This window comes from Nocardia sp. NPDC051911, assembly GCF_040681035.1.
GTDB lineage: Bacteria > Actinomycetota > Actinomycetes > Mycobacteriales > Mycobacteriaceae > Nocardia > Nocardia sichangensis.
In genome coordinates this window covers 18707-34366 of the sequence record NZ_JBFAXY010000013.1, presented here as the reverse complement: position 1 = coordinate 34366, position 15660 = coordinate 18707, and the positions used below count along the sequence as shown (strand labels likewise).

At 68.7% G+C, this 15660-nt stretch carries 13 protein-coding genes; 7 read left to right on the top strand and 6 right to left on the bottom strand.

Features of this window, described 5'->3' with window-relative positions:
• Positions 1-21: 21 nt before the first annotated feature.
• The 3 genes from nbtC to AB0L97_RS18040 are packed head-to-tail and all read right to left on the bottom strand — an operon-like array spanning position 22 to position 5156.
• Entirely contained in the window at positions 22-3054 is a 3033-nt protein-coding gene (gene nbtC, locus AB0L97_RS18050; RefSeq protein WP_364430719.1) for a nocobactin polyketide synthase NbtC, read from the bottom strand.
• Positions 3047-4375, bottom strand: coding sequence for a polyketide synthase (locus tag AB0L97_RS18045; RefSeq protein ID WP_364430716.1), 1329 nt, complete (start codon positions 4373-4375; stop codon positions 3047-3049). Before AB0L97_RS18045 ends, nbtC begins: the two co-directional genes overlap by 8 nt.
• A gap of 7 nt (positions 4376-4382) precedes the next feature.
• Positions 4383-5156 (bottom strand): alpha/beta fold hydrolase, encoded by a 774-nt coding sequence (locus tag AB0L97_RS18040; protein WP_356964834.1) that lies wholly within the window; start codon positions 5154-5156, stop codon positions 4383-4385.
• 144 nt (positions 5157-5300) lie between these two features.
• On the opposite strand from AB0L97_RS18040, the gene AB0L97_RS18035 reads away from it, so the two are divergent.
• Positions 5301-5966 (top strand): GNAT family N-acetyltransferase, encoded by a 666-nt coding sequence (locus AB0L97_RS18035; protein WP_355076069.1) that lies wholly within the window; start codon positions 5301-5303, stop codon positions 5964-5966.
• 44 nt (positions 5967-6010) lie between these two features.
• Here AB0L97_RS18035 and AB0L97_RS18030 read toward each other — a convergent pair whose 3' ends face one another.
• Complete coding sequence (locus tag AB0L97_RS18030) at positions 6011-7297, bottom strand: SidA/IucD/PvdA family monooxygenase (RefSeq protein WP_355076067.1); 1287 nt, start codon at positions 7295-7297, stop codon at positions 6011-6013.
• Between the two features lie 172 nt (positions 7298-7469).
• On the opposite strand from AB0L97_RS18030, the gene AB0L97_RS18025 reads away from it, so the two are divergent.
• Together AB0L97_RS18025 and AB0L97_RS18020 are read left to right on the top strand one after the other, a co-directional pair.
• Positions 7470-7940 carry a hypothetical protein gene (locus AB0L97_RS18025; RefSeq protein WP_364430710.1) on the top strand — a complete coding sequence of 157 codons (471 nt, stop codon included), beginning with the start codon at positions 7470-7472 and terminating at the stop codon, positions 7938-7940.
• Positions 7941-8046: 106 nt separating this feature from the next.
• A complete protein-coding gene (locus tag AB0L97_RS18020; RefSeq protein WP_364430707.1) occupies positions 8047-8754 on the top strand; it encodes a siderophore-interacting protein in 708 nt (235 codons plus the stop codon).
• Positions 8755-8976: 222 nt separating this feature from the next.
• On the opposite strand, the gene AB0L97_RS18015 is transcribed toward AB0L97_RS18020, so the two are convergent.
• Positions 8977-10713, bottom strand: coding sequence for an ABC transporter ATP-binding protein (locus AB0L97_RS18015; RefSeq protein ID WP_356964841.1), 1737 nt, complete (start codon positions 10711-10713; stop codon positions 8977-8979).
• The gene (locus tag AB0L97_RS18010; RefSeq protein WP_364430704.1) at positions 10710-12569 is read right to left on the bottom strand and encodes an ABC transporter ATP-binding protein; all 1860 of its coding nucleotides are present in this window, start codon (positions 12567-12569) and stop codon (positions 10710-10712) included. Before AB0L97_RS18010 ends, AB0L97_RS18015 begins: the two co-directional genes overlap by 4 nt.
• Positions 12570-12984: 415 nt before the next feature.
• Here AB0L97_RS18010 and AB0L97_RS18005 point away from each other — a divergent pair, with 415 nt between their 5' ends.
• From AB0L97_RS18005 to AB0L97_RS17990, 4 genes are all read left to right on the top strand, one after another.
• Positions 12985-13164: a hypothetical protein gene (locus AB0L97_RS18005; RefSeq protein ID WP_355076057.1), complete on the top strand. Its 180-nt coding sequence runs from the start codon at positions 12985-12987 to the stop codon at positions 13162-13164.
• Positions 13165-13237: 73 nt separating this feature from the next.
• Complete coding sequence (locus tag AB0L97_RS18000; RefSeq protein ID WP_364430699.1) at positions 13238-13690, top strand: TIGR03667 family PPOX class F420-dependent oxidoreductase; 453 nt, start codon at positions 13238-13240, stop codon at positions 13688-13690.
• A 5-nt stretch (positions 13691-13695) separates the two neighbouring features.
• Entirely contained in the window at positions 13696-14277 is a 582-nt protein-coding gene (locus tag AB0L97_RS17995) for a putative glycolipid-binding domain-containing protein (protein WP_364430696.1), read from the top strand.
• A 248-nt stretch (positions 14278-14525) separates the two neighbouring features.
• On the top strand, positions 14526-15455 hold the full coding sequence (locus AB0L97_RS17990; protein WP_364430693.1) for an RluA family pseudouridine synthase: 930 nt from the start codon (positions 14526-14528) through the stop codon (positions 15453-15455).
• Positions 15456-15660: the final 205 nt, after the last annotated feature.

The window sequence follows — 15660 nt, the reverse complement described above, 5'->3', positions numbered from 1 at the left end:
AGCCTGTGTTCTCGGGCATCATCAGCCTCGGTTCTCGGACATGAGCAGAACGACGTCCTCCAGGGACGCGCCGCCGAGGATCGCCGCGACCGGCAACTCGCGGCGCAACATCGTCTTCAGCCGCGCGCGCAGATCCACCGCCTGCAACGAATCGAACCCGAGCGCGACCAGCGGGACGGAGCCGTCGATGTGGTCGGGGCCGTCGAGAAGCATCACCTGCCCCAGTTCGCGCCGGATGATCTCCGCGACGCTCCGCGTGGCATCGGCTTCCGGCTCGACGGCGGCCGACTTCGGTGCGGACGGCTCGGACGGCGCGGCCGCGGACTCCGGGACCGCCGATGCGGGCGGGAAAACCCTCGCCAAGCCGACGATCTCGGCCGTATCCCGCAAGCGCTCCCAGTCCGCCGACAGCACCGCGCTGTTCCCGGTACGGTCGGCGAAACCCGCCGCGATGGCGGGCGCGGCGGGCATGGGTCGTAGACCAGCGCCGAGGATCCTGGCTTCCACGTCGGCGTGCTCCGCGCCGGGCAGACCCCACAGCCCCCATTGCACCGACACGCAATCCCTGCCCTGCGCCCGCAGTCGCACGGCGAGGCTGTCGAGCATGCGATTCGTGCCCGCGTACAGTGCCTGACCACGCCCGCCGAGGGTGGCCACGAACGAGGAGCACAACAGCACGGCGCAGTCGGCGGTCTGCGGCACCGCGCGCAGCACCTCGCCGAGCCCGAGCACCTTCGCGGCGGCCGCCTCGGTTACCGCCTCCGGTTCGAACCGCGCCCATGCGTACTGGACCGCGGCGTGCACGACCACGCTCACGGGGCGCTCGGCGAAGCGCCCCGCCAGTTCGGCGACCGCGTCGGCGTCGGTGATGTCACAGGCCACGACGTCGATTTCGGTGGAACCCGAGGCCCGGATCGCGCGCAGGCGCTCGGCGAGCACGCTCGTCTCCCCGGTGCGATTCACCAGGGTGACGCGCCGTGCGCCATCGCGGGCGAGCTCCGCGCAGAATTCCAGGCCGACGTACCCCGTGCCACCGAGAATGAGGACCTCGCGTAGATCCGGGGGCGCCGAAGTGCCCAGCAACTCGGCGCGAACGAGACGCTTGGCGTGCAATTTGCCGCCCCGCAGCGCGAGTTCCGGCTCGCCCGGCACGTGAACGGCCTCGAGGATCTTGTCCGCCAGCACCGTCGGATCCTGCTCGGCGGCATCCGGGGGCAAGTCCAGGTGCCGGAACGCGATGCCGAGATGGTCGAGGCCGAGACTGCGGTACGCGGCACTGACCGCCGAATGACCCAGGGAAGGCGCATCGTCCGGGGACACCGCCTCAGCACCGGTTGTCACCAGCCAGCATTCCGTGACACCGGAGACTTCCTTGGTCAAACTTTCTGCGGCTCGGGCGAACTCGGCGAGTTCGGCCACCGCGCCTTGCTCGTCCGTGGCCGGATTCGACGGAAGCAGCAGCACCATGGTGTCGGCCTCGGTCGCGGTGTCGGCGATCGCGGCACCGTGGCGCGCGGCCCGCGCGCACAGCGCCGCTGCCAGGTCGTCCGCGCCGTCGTGCTCGGCGAGCAGTACGGTGCGCGGCGCGGCCAGCTCGAACCGGGACAACCTGGTCCACTCCTCGCGCAACCGCGAGGGGGGCACGGCGACCGGGATCGGCGTCTCGGCATCCGATTGATACGGCGCCCACAGCCTCTTGGAGTTCATCACCGTGGCGGGAAAGTCACGCAGCGGCAGCGCCGGAGTGCGGTCGTCGGAGCCCGCGCGGAGCGCCTGCCAGTCGTAATGCAAATCGTGCACCGCGACTTCGGCAAGATTGCGGGTGAATTCACCCAACCCGTTCGCGGTGCGCAGCGATGTCCCCACGACCCGGAAGTCGCGGGCATCGCGCGCGACCGGGGACAGATTCTCCCGCAGCGCGGGCTGCAATGTCGGGTGCTCGGCGATCTCGACGAAGGTGTCCACGTCCGCGGTCGCCGCCGCCACGGCGCGATCGAAGCGCACCCGGTTGCGCAGGTTCCAGTACCAGTAGTCGTGGTGGGTCAACTCGGGAGTGATCGCCGCGCCGAGCGTCCCGCCGTAACAGGTGACGTCGCCGAGCGTGAAGGTCTTGCTGGTCAATTCGCCCAGCGACGATTGGAATTCGTCGCGCAATCGCGTCATCGCGGAGGTGTGCGACGGAAACGATATCTGGATCTGCTTGGCGAACAGGCCTTTCGCGGTGGCGGTCGCCACCAGTTCCGCGATCGCGGCCTCGTCACCGGAGACACCGGTCAACTCGGGTGAGTTGACCAAAGAGACCTCCGCCCAGCCCGAATTGCGGGCCAGCAGCGCCTCGCATTCGTCGCGCCCCGCGCCGAGCACGGCCACCGCGTAGCCGTCCGAAAGATCGCGCTCCAGAAGCTGGGCCCGGTGCGTGACGATCGACACGGCATCGCGCAGCGTCAGCACACCGGCAACCACGCAGGCCGCGAGTTCACCCTGGCTGTGACCGATGGTCGCGGTGGGGCGCACGCCCGCCGCCTGCCACATGGCGGCCAAGCCGATCAGGTGGAACATTCTGGCCGGTTGCACTTCCCACAGTGTCTCGCCGAACTCGGCGCAGGCACCGAGCAGATAGTGCACCGGCCGTGCATGGCCGTACCGCTCCTCGTGCACCGCCGCGCACTCGTCGACGGCGGCCCGGTAGGCCGGGGAGAAGTCGTAGTACGGCTTGCCCATACCCGCGTGCTGGCTGCCTTGTCCCGGAAAGACGAAGCCGACGCGACGTGCCGCGACGGCGCCGCCGGACGTCACCACCGCCGGGTGCGCGGAACCCGCCGCGATCGACCGCAACGCGTCCGTCAACTCCTCGCGCGTGACGACCATGGCCAGGGCGCGATACCTGCGGGCGATCCTGGTGCGGAAGAGCTGGCTCGCCAGTCGATCCGGGTCCACCCGAGGGTGGTCCCGCACGTAGGCCAGTATCGCCGCGGCCTCCGCACGCAAGCCTTCGGCGCTGTCCGAGGAGAGCAGGACGGGGACGGCGCCGTCCGGCAGCAGATACTCAGACAACGCTGTCCTCCTCCAGGACGGGCATCCCGACGACCGCGTGCGCGTTGGTCCCCGCGACTCCGAATGCCGACACCGCTCCGTAGCGAATGCCGTCGATCGGCTCCCACGGAACGAATTTCGTGGCCAGCCGCAGACTGGTGGCTTCCCAGTCGACCGCCTCGGTTGGGTGTTCTGCCCAGAGACTCGGCGCGACGTGCCCGTGCGCGCCGCACAGCAGCATCTTGATCAGGCCGAGCATGCCCGCCGCCGCCTGCGTGTGACCGATATTCGACTTGACCGATCCCAGCAGCGCGCCCCGGACACGCTCCGGCGCGCCGTACGTCCGGATGAGAGCGGACAGTTCGATGGGATCGCCCACCGCCGTGCCGGTGCCGTGCCCCTCGACCAGCCCGATCTGCTCCGGGTCGACGCGGGCCGCGCGGAGCGCGGCGCGAATCAGCCGCTCCTGCGCGTCGGCGCTGGGCACGGCCAACGGGCCGCTCTTGCCGTTGTGGTTGACCCGGGAGCCGAGCAGCCGAGCGTAGATCCGATGACCGAGCCGGCGCGCTCGCGACTCGCGCTCCAGCACCACCACTCCCGCGCCCTCGCCCCACAGGGTCCCGGTGGTGCCCGCGGAATACGCGCGGCAGTGGCCGTCGGTCGAAAGCGCGTTGTTCTTCGCGAACTCGACGAACATGCCGGGTGAGCCCATCACGCACACGCCACCTGCCAGGGCCCAGTCGCACTCGCCCGCGCGGACGGCCGCCGCGGCTTGGTGGAGGGCGGTCAAGCCTGCCGCGCAGGAGGTGTCCACACTGATCGAAGGCCCGATCAGACCCAGGCTGTGCGAGATACGGCCGGATACCGCGCCGAGGGTGGTGCCGGTCATTCGATAACCGCTGTGCTCGCTGACGCTCGCCATGCGCGGGCCGTACTCCAGCGGCGTGACGCCCATCCAGCACCCCGCTTCGGCGCCGTCGACGGCGCCGGGATTGAGCCCGGCATCCTCGACCGCCCGCCATGCGACGCGCATCGCCACCCGCTGCTGCGGATCCATCGCGACGGCTTCGCGCGGCGTTATCCCGAAAAAGGCCGCATCGAATTCCGTTGCTTCGGAGAGAAATCCGCCCGCGTCGCGTACGTCGCTCCAGCCCTCGTTGCGACCGAGGGTGAGCAACTGTTCGATCGGCCACTCCCGATCCCGTGGCAATGGGCCGATGAGTTCCCTGGATTCGGCCAGCGCCGTCCAGAATTCGCGTGGACTGTTTATTCCGCCGGGGGCCTCGACCCCGATTCCGACGACGACGATATGGTCTTCGTCCCCCGAAGCCGATCCTGACATGGTGAACCTAACTGGAAAGAGCGGACTGTCCTGCGTCAGCGGCGGCGGAGGCAAGCAATTCCGCGACGCCGTCGATGTGGTCGTACAAATAGAAGTGCCCGCCGTCGAAGAGCGTGACCGAGCCGCCCCGAGTGCTGTGCGCGATCCAGGGACGCAGTTCGGCGACGGTGACGAAGTCGTCGTCGGCGCCGCCGATCACCTCGATCCGCGCGCCGATCCGCACGTCCGGGTCGCACGTGTAGGCGTCGAACGCGCGATAGTCGGCCTGCAGGACGGGCAACGTCATTCGCATGATGTCGCGATCGGCCAAAACGTCCGCGCCCGTTCCGTTCAGCGCGACGAGCCGGTCGAGCAGCGCCTCCTCCTCGGTCGGCAGCGGCTCGCTGTCGGCCACCAATGCCGGCGCCACCGCGCTGGAAGCGCCGAGCAGCGCTACCGGCACACCGGCGGCCTCGGCCTGACGGACGAATTCGAAGGCCACCATCGCGCCGACGCTGTGGCCGAACACCGTGATGGGAATGCCCCGGTGATAAGGCGATTCGAGGAATTCCGCAAGGGCACCCGCCGCGAGTTCGACGAGACTGTCCGGCATGGGTTCGGCGGCTCGGTCCTGGCGTCCCGGATATTGCACGAGCACGACGTCGAAATCGGCACTGAGCCGCTTGGACATGGCGCGATAGGTGGAGGCGCCACTGCCGGCATGGGGAAACAGCACCAGGGGCGGCAGCGTTTCCGTGACGGGTTTGTGAAACTTCCGAATCCACCCGGGTTTTCTCGACATCCAACAGCTCCTACACATCACGCGGTGTGGGCGCCCGCGCGCCGTCCTTTCCGAACGACCGGGCCTCGCCGACCACGCGAGGTTAGCATAGGATAACCTTACATTCATCCAGCGGAGCCACTACCGAACGGAGCTCGACGACCGATGAACCCCACCCGGACGCCTCATGTCATCGCGCGCGAGCTGACCGATATCCCCGACGAACTGCGGGCCGTGCCCGCTCCGCCGCAACCGGCTCTGCCCGCCCCGTTCGACATCCGGACGGCCGACGCGGACGGTGCGGACGCGGAGCTGCTCACCGAGTGGATGAACCGGCCGCATCTGATCGAGACGTGGGAACAGCCGTGGCCCGTCGAACTGCGCAGGCAGAATCTGCGCGCGCAGCTGGACGGAAGCTATTCCCGCCCATACATCGTCGGGTACGACTTCACCGGCACCGACCGGCCGGAACTGGGCCGTCGCGACATCGCCTACCTGGAGTTGTATCGCCCCGCCAAAGACGAGATCGCCCGGATCTACCACGCCGACCCCTATGACGTGGCCTTCCACCTCGCCACCGCCGACCCGGAGGTGATCGGGCGCGGCATCATGTTCGCCTTCGTCAGCGGCCTGCTGCCCGGAATCTTCGCGGCGGAACCGAACTGCCGTCGCATCCTGATCGAACCGGATCACCGCAATGTCGCGGTGCGGCGCATGACCGAGCGGTTCGGCGTGCCCAGTCTCGGCGACTTCGACATCCGGCCGGATCGCCGGATCACGCTCTACTACCTGCCGCGCACGCCCGCGGACGTCCCGACGGTGCGGCGCTGAGGCTCGGTCCGCGCCCCTGGCCACGACCTCGAGGGCGGGGGCGCTCACCCGAAGGCCCGCGCGACGGTGCCCGTCAACGGCACACCGGACCGTCGCGTCGCCGGTTGCAGTACCCGATCGGAAAGCTCGCCGAGGCAACTGAGATTCGGAAAACCAGGCCCCTGCGCGACCGCGGCGAGATTGGGCAGATACAGCTTGGTCTCCATCCCGGAGACCGCGAGGTCGTAGCCGATCGACACTTCGATCCGCTCCTGGGACGGCCTGCCGCCGACCGCCAGTTCCAGCAGGTCGGCCGCGTCCTGATCGAAGAGGTCCAGGAACCACAGCGGCTGTCCGCCGGTGGCATCGATGACCAGGTCGAAAGTGTGCGATTGGTCCGCGCGCCGCTCGTTGCGCAAAGTCAGCGCCACGCCGTCGCCTTGATCGACCACCCGGACGGCACGGCCCTGCAGGTGATGCACCCGGCTGTCGCCGAGCAGGCTCTCCTGCACCCGCACCGAGAAGACGCCGCGGTCGGTTCGGCGGATGACGTCACGCCGCTCCTGGACGGTGAGTCCCGCCCACTTGACCGGGTCGCTGAACAGCGAGTTCTCGAAATAACTTTCGCCGCGGGTGTAGATCGTGGCCATCGGCGAGATCACCGAAATGGACAACATGCCGTGGCGCACCAGCTCGTCCAAGGCCGAGCCCGCGGTCTCACCGCCGCCGATAACGGCGACCCGGGAGGAGACCGGCAGACTGCGCCGCCCGGCCAGATCCCAGAATTGAGCGATATTCAGCACGCGCGGATGGTCGGCGAGCGCCTTGGTGCTCGCACCGGGACCGGTGATCATCAGCCCGGCCGCGTCCAACCGGATCGCACCACCGTCGGGATCGGTCGCGGTGACGCGCCAGCCGTCGGCGGTCGCGCCGATGGAACGCACTGTGCCGGAGACCAGTTCGAGATCGATCCGGCGAGCCACCCACTGCAGGTACTTGGCCCAGACGTGATGGGCCGGGTTCGGACGGCCCCGATCGATCCACTCCGCATAGGTGCCCTGCTCGATCAGGAAGGACGTCCAGCTGTAGGCCATCATGGCCGCGTTGATTTCCTGATTGCGCCCGCGCGCCCAGGTCGAGTGGTAAGGGAAGCCCACGTCCTTCTCCGGGCTGGTGCCCAATCGATGCCTGCCGTCGGTCCAACCGCCACTCGGCAGCCAGTTGCCGCCGACCGCGTGCGCCTCGACGACGATCACCCGGGGCGCAGGAAGGTCGAGCGTGCGCAGCACATGCGCTTTCGTCGCCACCGCAAGGGCTTTCGGACCAGCTCCGATGACCAGAAGCGTTTCCACCGGTTCTCCACTCTCTCCGACATCCCGCGGCTTCTCGCCGGGTGCGCGGGCCTGCCGCCGCGCCGACAACCAGAACCCGTGCGGATCATGTTTGCATAGGCTTACCTTATATTGCACACTCGTACCCGACTAGAGCGGTGACACTCACACCCTCGAAAGATTGGATGAACGAATGACCAAGACCCCGAACAAGACACTCGCCCGACTCGCCGCTACGGCGGTCGTGGTCAGCGCCGCATTCGCCGGCGTAGTCGGGACGGTCACGCCCGCCGTCGCGGCGCCTTTGGTCGCACCCTTGCACTCCCAGGCCCCGGGCGCCGGCGAGCTGACCGCAAAACTTCGCGTGGCGATCAACACCGGCGCAGCGCGCAGCACGCGAGCGGCGGAGCTGGAATCCGGCGATGCGGGCGTCGCCACGATGGACAAGATCGCGGGCCTGCTGGCGGTCTCCCCGCCGAGCCTGCGCTACAACGTGATCAACCCCTCCGCGTCGGGCGACCGGATCGACGCCCAGCTCCTGATCACCACCGAGGGCTACCCGGACTTCACCTACGACGTCTCCTGGAAGCAGATCGACGGCTACTGGAAGCTGACACGCCAGGCGGAGTGCAGCCTCGCTTCGGCGCTCGCGCTGTCCTGCTGACCCAAAACCCCTCGCGCCCGGGCCCTCCGGACACGGTCGCCGTCGAATGTCGCGTGGTGCGTACCCACCGCGCGACATTCGACTTTCGTTAGGCTAACCTTAGTTCATGGGCAAAGGTTTGAACGGTCTGATGGTCAAGGCGTGGGGCGGCAACGACTACCGGCTGACCGTCACCTCGACCGAATACGTCACGGACAAATACGTGCGACTCGGCTTCTCCGCGGGCGGTCTGCTCGCCGATCATCCGGTACACCCCACGCAGTGGATCCGTGGCTGGTTCCCTGACGGCGACAGCGGCAAGCTGCAACAGCGCGGCTACACCCTGGTCGACCCCGACCCGGACGGCGACCGTTTCTCGATCGAGTTCGCGCTCCACGACGGGCCCGCCGCCCGATGGGCGCAGAACGCCTCGGTCGGTGACGAACTCGACGCGTCGGTGCTCGGCTCGAACTTCCAGCTGCCGGAATCCGCGCCCGGCGAATACCTCATCTTCGGCGACACCGCCTCACTGCCCGCGATCAACTCGCTGTTCGACGCCATCGGCGACACCCCGGCACGGGTCTGGCTGGAATGGCAGTACGAATCCGACACCACGATTCCGCTGCGCAACAAGCCGCACCACCAAGTGACCTGGGTGCAACGGATCGATGACGGCAGATTGCTGCGGGAAGCGGCCCAAGAACTCACCTGCCCGGCCGACGCCTTCGCCTGGGTCGCCTGCGATGGGCACACCACCCGCTCGATCGTGAAGAGCTTCAAGGCGATTCACAACCTGCCCAAGACCGCGATCAAATCGCAGGCCTACTGGAAGTAGGTCTTTCACTGCTCCCACGCCGCACCCGTATTCGCGCGGTGCGGCGTTTCCGGTATCGACAACGTCCCGATCGAAAACGGCGACTACAGCCGATTCGTCGGCTCCCGCTTCCGGCGGGACCGAGGTCATCGCCCGCGCCTGGCCGAACCACTCGCACGAACGGATCACCGTGGGCGCCGGTTGTTCTCGGCGTCCACGGTGACCGGCTCGACGTGCGAGCCGCTAGGTGGCGACCGGCTCCAGATGCCAGCCCGACGCGCGAGATCGCTCGTTCCAGAACGCGGCGTATCGGCCGTTCAGCGCGAGCAGTTCGGCGTGCGTGCCGCGCTCCACGATCCGCCCGCCGTCCACGAACAGGATCTGATCGGCGTGGGCGATGGTGGCCAGCCGGTGCGCGACCACGATCACCGTCTTGTCCTTGGTGATCTCGTGCATCCCGCGCACCACGACCGCTTCACTGTGCGGATCGAGCGCGCTGGTCACCTCGTCGAGCAGCACGATCGGCGCGTCCTTCAGCAATGCCCTGGCGATCGAGACCCGCTGCCGCTCACCGCCGGACAGCGCCGCGCCGCCCTCACCGACCCGAGTGTCGAAACCGTCCGGGAGCCGGTCGACGATCTCGTCGACGCGCGCCGCGGCCGCCGCGCGACGCACCTCGTCGTCACCGGCATCCGGCCTGCCGATCCGGATGTTGTCCGCGACCGACTGGTCGAACAGGTAGACGTTCTGGAAGACCAGCGACAACTGACTCAGCAGCGTCGCCGACGGCTGATCGCGCACGTCGTGCCCGCCCACCACGACCCGGCCCGAATCCGCGTCGTAGAACCGCGCGGCCAGCCGCAGCAATGTCGTCTTACCCGCACCGCTCGGCCCGACGATGGCCGTCGTGGTGCCCGCGGGCACGCTGAACGTCACGCCCGACAGCACCGGCTCACCGGGACGGTATCCGAAACTCACGTCGTCGAAGACCACCGACGGCGCTTGCGGGGTGACGGCCGTTTCCGCCTCAGGGAGCACCGGTTCGTCGAGCAGCTCGCTGATCCGGTCCGCGGCCGCACCCGCCGAACGCAGCGCGGTGCCCAGCTGCGCGGCTTGGTTGAGCGGTTCGATGAATCGCGAGCTCACCGCGATCAGCGCGATCGCGGCGGCGGCCGAGATGGCGCCGTCGGTCACCCGCGCCACCGCGACGTACACCAGAACCAGGAACACGGCCTGCACGAACAGCGCGAACAGGATCAGGCCCGGCACGCTGGCGAACACCATGCGCGATCCGGCCGAGCGCTGCCCGGCCAACGCCGCGTCGAGCGCGCGGTTGCCCGATCCCACCGCGCCGAACGCCCGCAGCACCGGCTGCGCCTGGGCGAATTCGATGACGCGCGAATCGGCTTCGGCCGCCGCCGCGTGCATCCGCTGGTCCGCGCTGGTGTACGCGCGATCGGCCAGCCGGTTCACCAGGTAGAGCACTGGCGCGGCGAGCAGCATCGCCAGCGCGATACGCCAGTCGACCGCCAGCATGCCGACCGCGACCGCGAGCGGCACGATGACGCCGCTGAAGATCCTGGCCAGCAGATAGGCGACCAAGCCTTGCAGCTCCCGCACGTTGTCGACCATGACCCGCCCGAGCGGCCCGGCGTCATGGGTCTCGAACCAGCCGAGCGGCAGTGCGTTCAGGTGGTCGCCGAGCCGGGTCTGCAATCCGCGCTGCATGCCGATGCCGACGCGCAGGCCGATCGCCGCCTGCAGGTAGCCGAAAACCACCACGCCCGCGACGGCGGCGAACATGCCGAGCGCCCAGAGCCACGCGCGGCCGAGGTCGTCGTCGAAAAGCGCCGTAAGCACCGGCACCAGCAGCAGGTACGCCACGGCCTGGCTGAGGGCCTGCGCGACTATGGCGGCGAACAGTTTCGGTGTCAGATGGGCGAATTCGCCCGGAACCAGCTCCAGCACCTTGCGAATCATCGGACACCCTCCACACTGTCGACGAGCGCCAGATCGCCGAGCGCCGCCTCGTTGATCTCCCATAGCCGCTGGTAGGCGCCGCCCGCGGTGACGAGACTCGCGTGATCACCCTGCTCGACCAGTCGTCCCCGCTCGAGCACCAGGATTCGATCCACCGAGGTGATGGTGTGCAACCGGTGCGCGATGACCAGGACCGTGCGCCCCGCGACCAGTACGGCCAGCGCGTCCTGCACGGCCGCTTCGGATTCCGGGTCCGCGAAGGCGGTCGCTTCGTCGAGCACGAGGACCGGGGTGTCCGCGAGCAGGGCGCGCGCTATCGAGAGCCGTTGCGCCTCGCCGCCGGAGAGCATCGCGTCGATGCCGAGTTCCGAGTCGTAACCACGCGGCAGCGCCATGATGCGATCGTGGATCTGCGCGGCGCGGGCGGCCCGCTCGACCGCGGCGTCGTCGGCGTCGGGCCGGGCCAGGCGCAGGTTCTCCCTGATACTGCCGCGGATCAGCCGCACATCCTGGAAGACGAACCCGACGGTGCGGTAGAGCTCGTCGCTCGGAAAGTCACGGATGTCGCGGTCGCCGATGGTGATCCGGCCCGAACCCACGTCGTAGAACCGCGGCAGCAATTTGGCCAGTGTCGATTTGCCCGATCCGCTCGGGCCCACCAGGGCCGTGATCGTGCCGGGGGCGAGCTCGAGATCGATACCTCGCAGCACGTCGTGGCCGGCACGATAGCCGAAGTCGACACCTTCGAATCGGACCAGACCGGCGGGCGCGGATTCGGCTTCCGCCACGGCGGAGGTCGGCGCACTGCCACTCAATTCGGGAGTCCGTTGCAGGTCGTGCAGGCGTTGCGCCGCCACCGCGGCGGCCCGCAGCGCCTGCGCGCCATAGCCGAGACTCAGCAATGAACTGCCCAGGCCGAGGCCGACCAGCAGGAACGGCAGCACGTCCAGCGGCTCCACCCAGTCCAGGCCCACCGCGGCCAGTCCCGCGACGACCACCACCAGCATCACGAACACCGGGGTGACGACGATGTCGGAGGCCGCCTGCACCTTGATGATCGGCGTCTTCAGCCGGTCCACGCTGCGGGCTTGGTGTTCGACGGCGTCCTGGAAGACGCTGTGCGCCTTGCCCGCCTGACCGAACGCGCGCACCACCTGAATGCCGTCGACGAACTCGATGGCGGCTTGCTTGGTGGCCTGCTCGGAGCGGGTGTAGACCACGAAGCGGTCCCGTCCGTCCCGGTCCATCATCCGGCTGTAGAGCACGGCGTACGCCAGGACCGGCACCAGCAGCACCAAGGCCAGCCGCCATTCGACGGTGAGCAGATAGCCGAACGTGATCAGCGGAACGGTGACGGCGCCGACGAACTCCAGGCGGGCGTGCGCCACCAGGTAGTGCAATGCCTCCACATCGTCCTGGAGATACTTCTTCACCTCGCCGGAGGTCCGCTCGCCGAACCAGCCCAGCGGCACCCGGGTCAGCTTGGCCGCCAGCGCCCGGCGCACGGCGAGCTGATATCCGGCGTCGACCAGGTGCGTCCAGGTCAACGCCGCGGCCTGGAGCAGCGCGCGGACCACCAGGACCAGCACCGCGATCGTCAGCTGACGCCACACCCGGTCGGTGTCCACCTGATCCTGGAGCAGTTCGCGGCAGGCCGCCACGATCAGCACGAAGGGCACGACCGCGCACGCCGACGCGACGGCCATGACGATGCTCGCGACGGTCAACGGGCCGCGCACGGGCGCGAGGATCTCCTTGCGCGCCTGGGCCTCCTGCTGCTTGCGTTCTTTCAGCACCGCCCTCGGCGGCCGGTTCCCCGTCTGCGCCGCAGGCAGCGGCGCGACCTCTACCGTCATCTGACCTCGTCTCTCGCGGCATCCATCACCGGAATCGCCTCATCCTCACACAGAAGCGCCCAGCAAGAAAGGTTAGCCTAAGTTATCTTTGCCCTCCCGGCGCCGAGGGAGCTTCGCGGGCGGTCCATCGACCCGCGAGTACGGAGGCGGTCGTCCGGCACGGCACGGGTCGCCCGCTTCGCCGCCGAGACCACGCGTCCTGGGCGGTCCCCGCCTACCGGCCGTTGTCTTTCGTGACTTATTTCGTCAATGTGCGAAAACTGCTGCGAACTCGCTGTTTTCGAACTGGCGACGCGCTCGGGAAGCCTCCGTGAACGAACCCGCATCCCGGTCCGATAGCCCGCGTGCATCGCTAACTTCGAATGCGAGCGAAACCGCCGCACCCGCAGGAGGATCGAATATGTATGGCACGGAGATGTTTTCGGTTCTGTCGAATTGCGCCAGGGATCCCGGCGAACTCACCGCGGGCCAAGCGCACCACGCCATGCAAGTGCACCTGGATTGCAGCGTCGAAATATGCCGGGTCCGGCGGCGCGCCCGCAGGACATTGGTCGAAGCCCGGCTGATGGTGCTGGACGAACGGGCTACGCCGTGACAGGAGCACCGGTCTCGTGGCTCCCGCCGCGACGACGCGGAATCGTCACGGCGGCCGGGGTGTTGTCCTTGCCATGACCGCAACGGCATCCGATCGTTCCGCCACCCCTGTCGTCGACACCGAGACCGAATTCGGCGCCAAAGTCGCCGAACGCCTGAACCGCGAGTCCATCCTCTGGCTGACCACCGTCGGCCCCACCGGAACACCGCAGCCCAACCCCGTCTGGTTCCAGTGGCGCGACGGCGAGTTCCTGATCTTCAGCAAGCCAGGCCAACCGAAGGTGCGCAACATCCAGCGCAATCCCCGGGTCGCGCTGAACCTCAACAGCACCGCGTCCGGCGGCGACGTGGTGGTACTCACCGGCACGGCGCGGGTGGTCGAGCAACGGCCCGGTTCGACGGAGATCGACGCCTTCACCACGAAGTACGCCGACGGCCTTCGCTCGATCGGCCTGACCGACGAGCAGTTCTACGCCGAGTACTCCGTCGTGCTGCGCATCACGCCCGACCGGCTGCGCGGATTCTGAACCCGATGCAGTTCGCGCCGCCGCCGCCCACCGCCGCGTGGCGTCATCGCACCGCCCGCGAGGGGTTCGAGGTGGCGTATTTCCGGGTCACCGAGCAGGGCGTGCTGATCGACGGCTGCACGACAGCGGTCGAGGACGGCACGGCCTGGGTGGTGGACTACCGGATCGCGCTGGACACCGAATGGCGCACGCGCCGGGCCCAGGTGGCCGTGCGCAAACCAGGCGGCTGGAACACGCTGGTGCTGGAGTCCGACGGCGCGGGGTCCTGGCTGCTGGACGGCATGCCCGCGCCCCTGCTCGACGGCTGTCTGGACGTGGACCTGGAGTCCTCCGCGCTGACCAACGCGCTCCCCGTGCACCGGTCCGCGCAAGAGATCGGCGACGGCGCGGACGCGCCCGCTGCCTACGTGTACGCCTCCGGCGCCGCGGTGGCCCGGTTGGAGCAGCGCTACGTCCGCGTCGCCGACGGCTCGCACGGACCGCGGTTCCAGTACTCCGCCCCAGAGTTCGACTTCGCCTGCACGCTGGACTACGACAAGTCGGGCTTGGTGCTCGATTACCCGGGCATCGCGATCCGCGCCCACTGAACCCGCGACCTCGGACGTCAGGCCTGCGGTCGGGCGTACCTCCGCCTTCGCTCCGGCCATGCGCGGGCTGAGGACGGACTACGTCCGACAGCACCTATCAGGCGTACCTCCGCCTTCGCTCCGGCCATGCGCGGGCTGAGGACGGACTACGTCCGGCTGTACCTATCAGGCGTACCTCCGCCTTCGCTCCGGCCATGCGCGGGCTGAGGACGGACTCCGTCCGACTGTACCTATTAGGGTCGGTATCGATGAGAAGGCGGCAACAACCGCCGTTGCCGAAACGGCACGGCTTGGACCCGGCCCGGTTGCGACTACCGGAGCAGGGGCATTGGGCGACCATCCGGGACCATCTGGTGGAGCGCCTGCCCCGGGTCTCCCCGGCGCGCATCGATGAACTGCTGCACGCGGGCGGCATCGTCGACCTGGACGGGCCGATCGCTCCGGACGCACCGTTCGTGCCCGGCGGCGCGGTCTGGTTCCATCGCGATCTGCCCGAGGAGACGGTGGTGCCGTTCGACATCCCCGTCGTGCATCGCGACGACGACCTGCTGGTGGTGGACAAACCGCACTTCCTGGCCACGATCCCGCGCGGTCAGCACATCCTGCAGACCGCGCTGGTGCGGCTGCGCCGAGAGCTGGACCTCCCCGATCTGGTCCCGGCGCATCGGCTCGACCGCGTCACGGCGGGCCTGGTGCTTTTCGTGATCAACCCGGCTCGCCGCGGCGCGTACCAGACCATGTTCCACAAGCGCACCGTGCGCAAAGAGTACGAGGCGATCGCCCCGTTCGATCCCGGCCTCACGCTGCCCCGCGTGGTGCGCAGCCGGATCGTCAAGGAGAAGCAGGTGCTCGCGGCCCAGGAGGTCCCGGGCGAACCCAACGCGGAAACCGAGATCGAACTGCTCGAGCACCGCGACGGCCTCGGCCGCTACCGGCTGCGCCCGCACACCGGCCGGACCCACCAGTTGCGCCTGCATATGAACAGCCTCGGCGTCCCCATCCTCGGCGACGACTTCTACCCGGTGCTCACCGACAAGCCGGTCGACGACTTCACCAGGCCGCTGCAACTGCTGGCCGCCGCACTCGAGTTCACCGATCCGGTCACCCACGAGCCGCGCCGTTTCGAGACCAGCCGCACGCTGCAGGCCTGGACCGACCCGCACGGGTGGGCCGGCTGACACCGCGGTCAGCGCCCGCATCGAGCAGCGTCGCCACGACACGATCACCCGGCCGAGCGCCGCGCTATGCCTTCGCACACGGTTCCGCGACACCCGCCTCGCCTTCCGTACACACGGCGGGGGCCGCGTTCGACCCCGACGGCGGCGAAAAGTGATCGATCCGGCAATAAAGCCCGCATCCGTGGTGAACGTGTTCTCGTTCCGT

What these genes read in the sequence shown, in the direction of transcription:
- AB0L97_RS18045 (WP_364430716.1), bottom strand. Translation starts at nt 4,375, where the DNA reads ATGTCAGGATCGGCTTCGGGGGACGAAGACCATATCGTCGTCGTCGGA.
- AB0L97_RS18040 (WP_356964834.1), bottom strand. Translation starts at nt 5,156, where the DNA reads ATGTCGAGAAAACCCGGGTGGATTCGGAAGTTTCACAAACCCGTCACG.
- AB0L97_RS18035 (WP_355076069.1), top strand. Translation starts at nt 5,301, where the DNA reads ATGAACCCCACCCGGACGCCTCATGTCATCGCGCGCGAGCTGACCGAT.
- AB0L97_RS18025 (WP_364430710.1), top strand. Translation starts at nt 7,470, where the DNA reads ATGACCAAGACCCCGAACAAGACACTCGCCCGACTCGCCGCTACGGCG.
- AB0L97_RS18020 (WP_364430707.1), top strand. Translation starts at nt 8,047, where the DNA reads ATGGGCAAAGGTTTGAACGGTCTGATGGTCAAGGCGTGGGGCGGCAAC.
- AB0L97_RS18015 (WP_356964841.1), bottom strand. Translation starts at nt 10,713, where the DNA reads ATGATTCGCAAGGTGCTGGAGCTGGTTCCGGGCGAATTCGCCCATCTG.
- AB0L97_RS18010 (WP_364430704.1), bottom strand. Translation starts at nt 12,569, where the DNA reads ATGACGGTAGAGGTCGCGCCGCTGCCTGCGGCGCAGACGGGGAACCGG.
- AB0L97_RS18005 (WP_355076057.1), top strand. Translation starts at nt 12,985, where the DNA reads ATGTTTTCGGTTCTGTCGAATTGCGCCAGGGATCCCGGCGAACTCACC.
- AB0L97_RS18000 (WP_364430699.1), top strand. Translation starts at nt 13,238, where the DNA reads ATGACCGCAACGGCATCCGATCGTTCCGCCACCCCTGTCGTCGACACC.
- AB0L97_RS17995 (WP_364430696.1), top strand. Translation starts at nt 13,696, where the DNA reads ATGCAGTTCGCGCCGCCGCCGCCCACCGCCGCGTGGCGTCATCGCACC.
- AB0L97_RS17990 (WP_364430693.1), top strand. Translation starts at nt 14,526, where the DNA reads ATGAGAAGGCGGCAACAACCGCCGTTGCCGAAACGGCACGGCTTGGAC.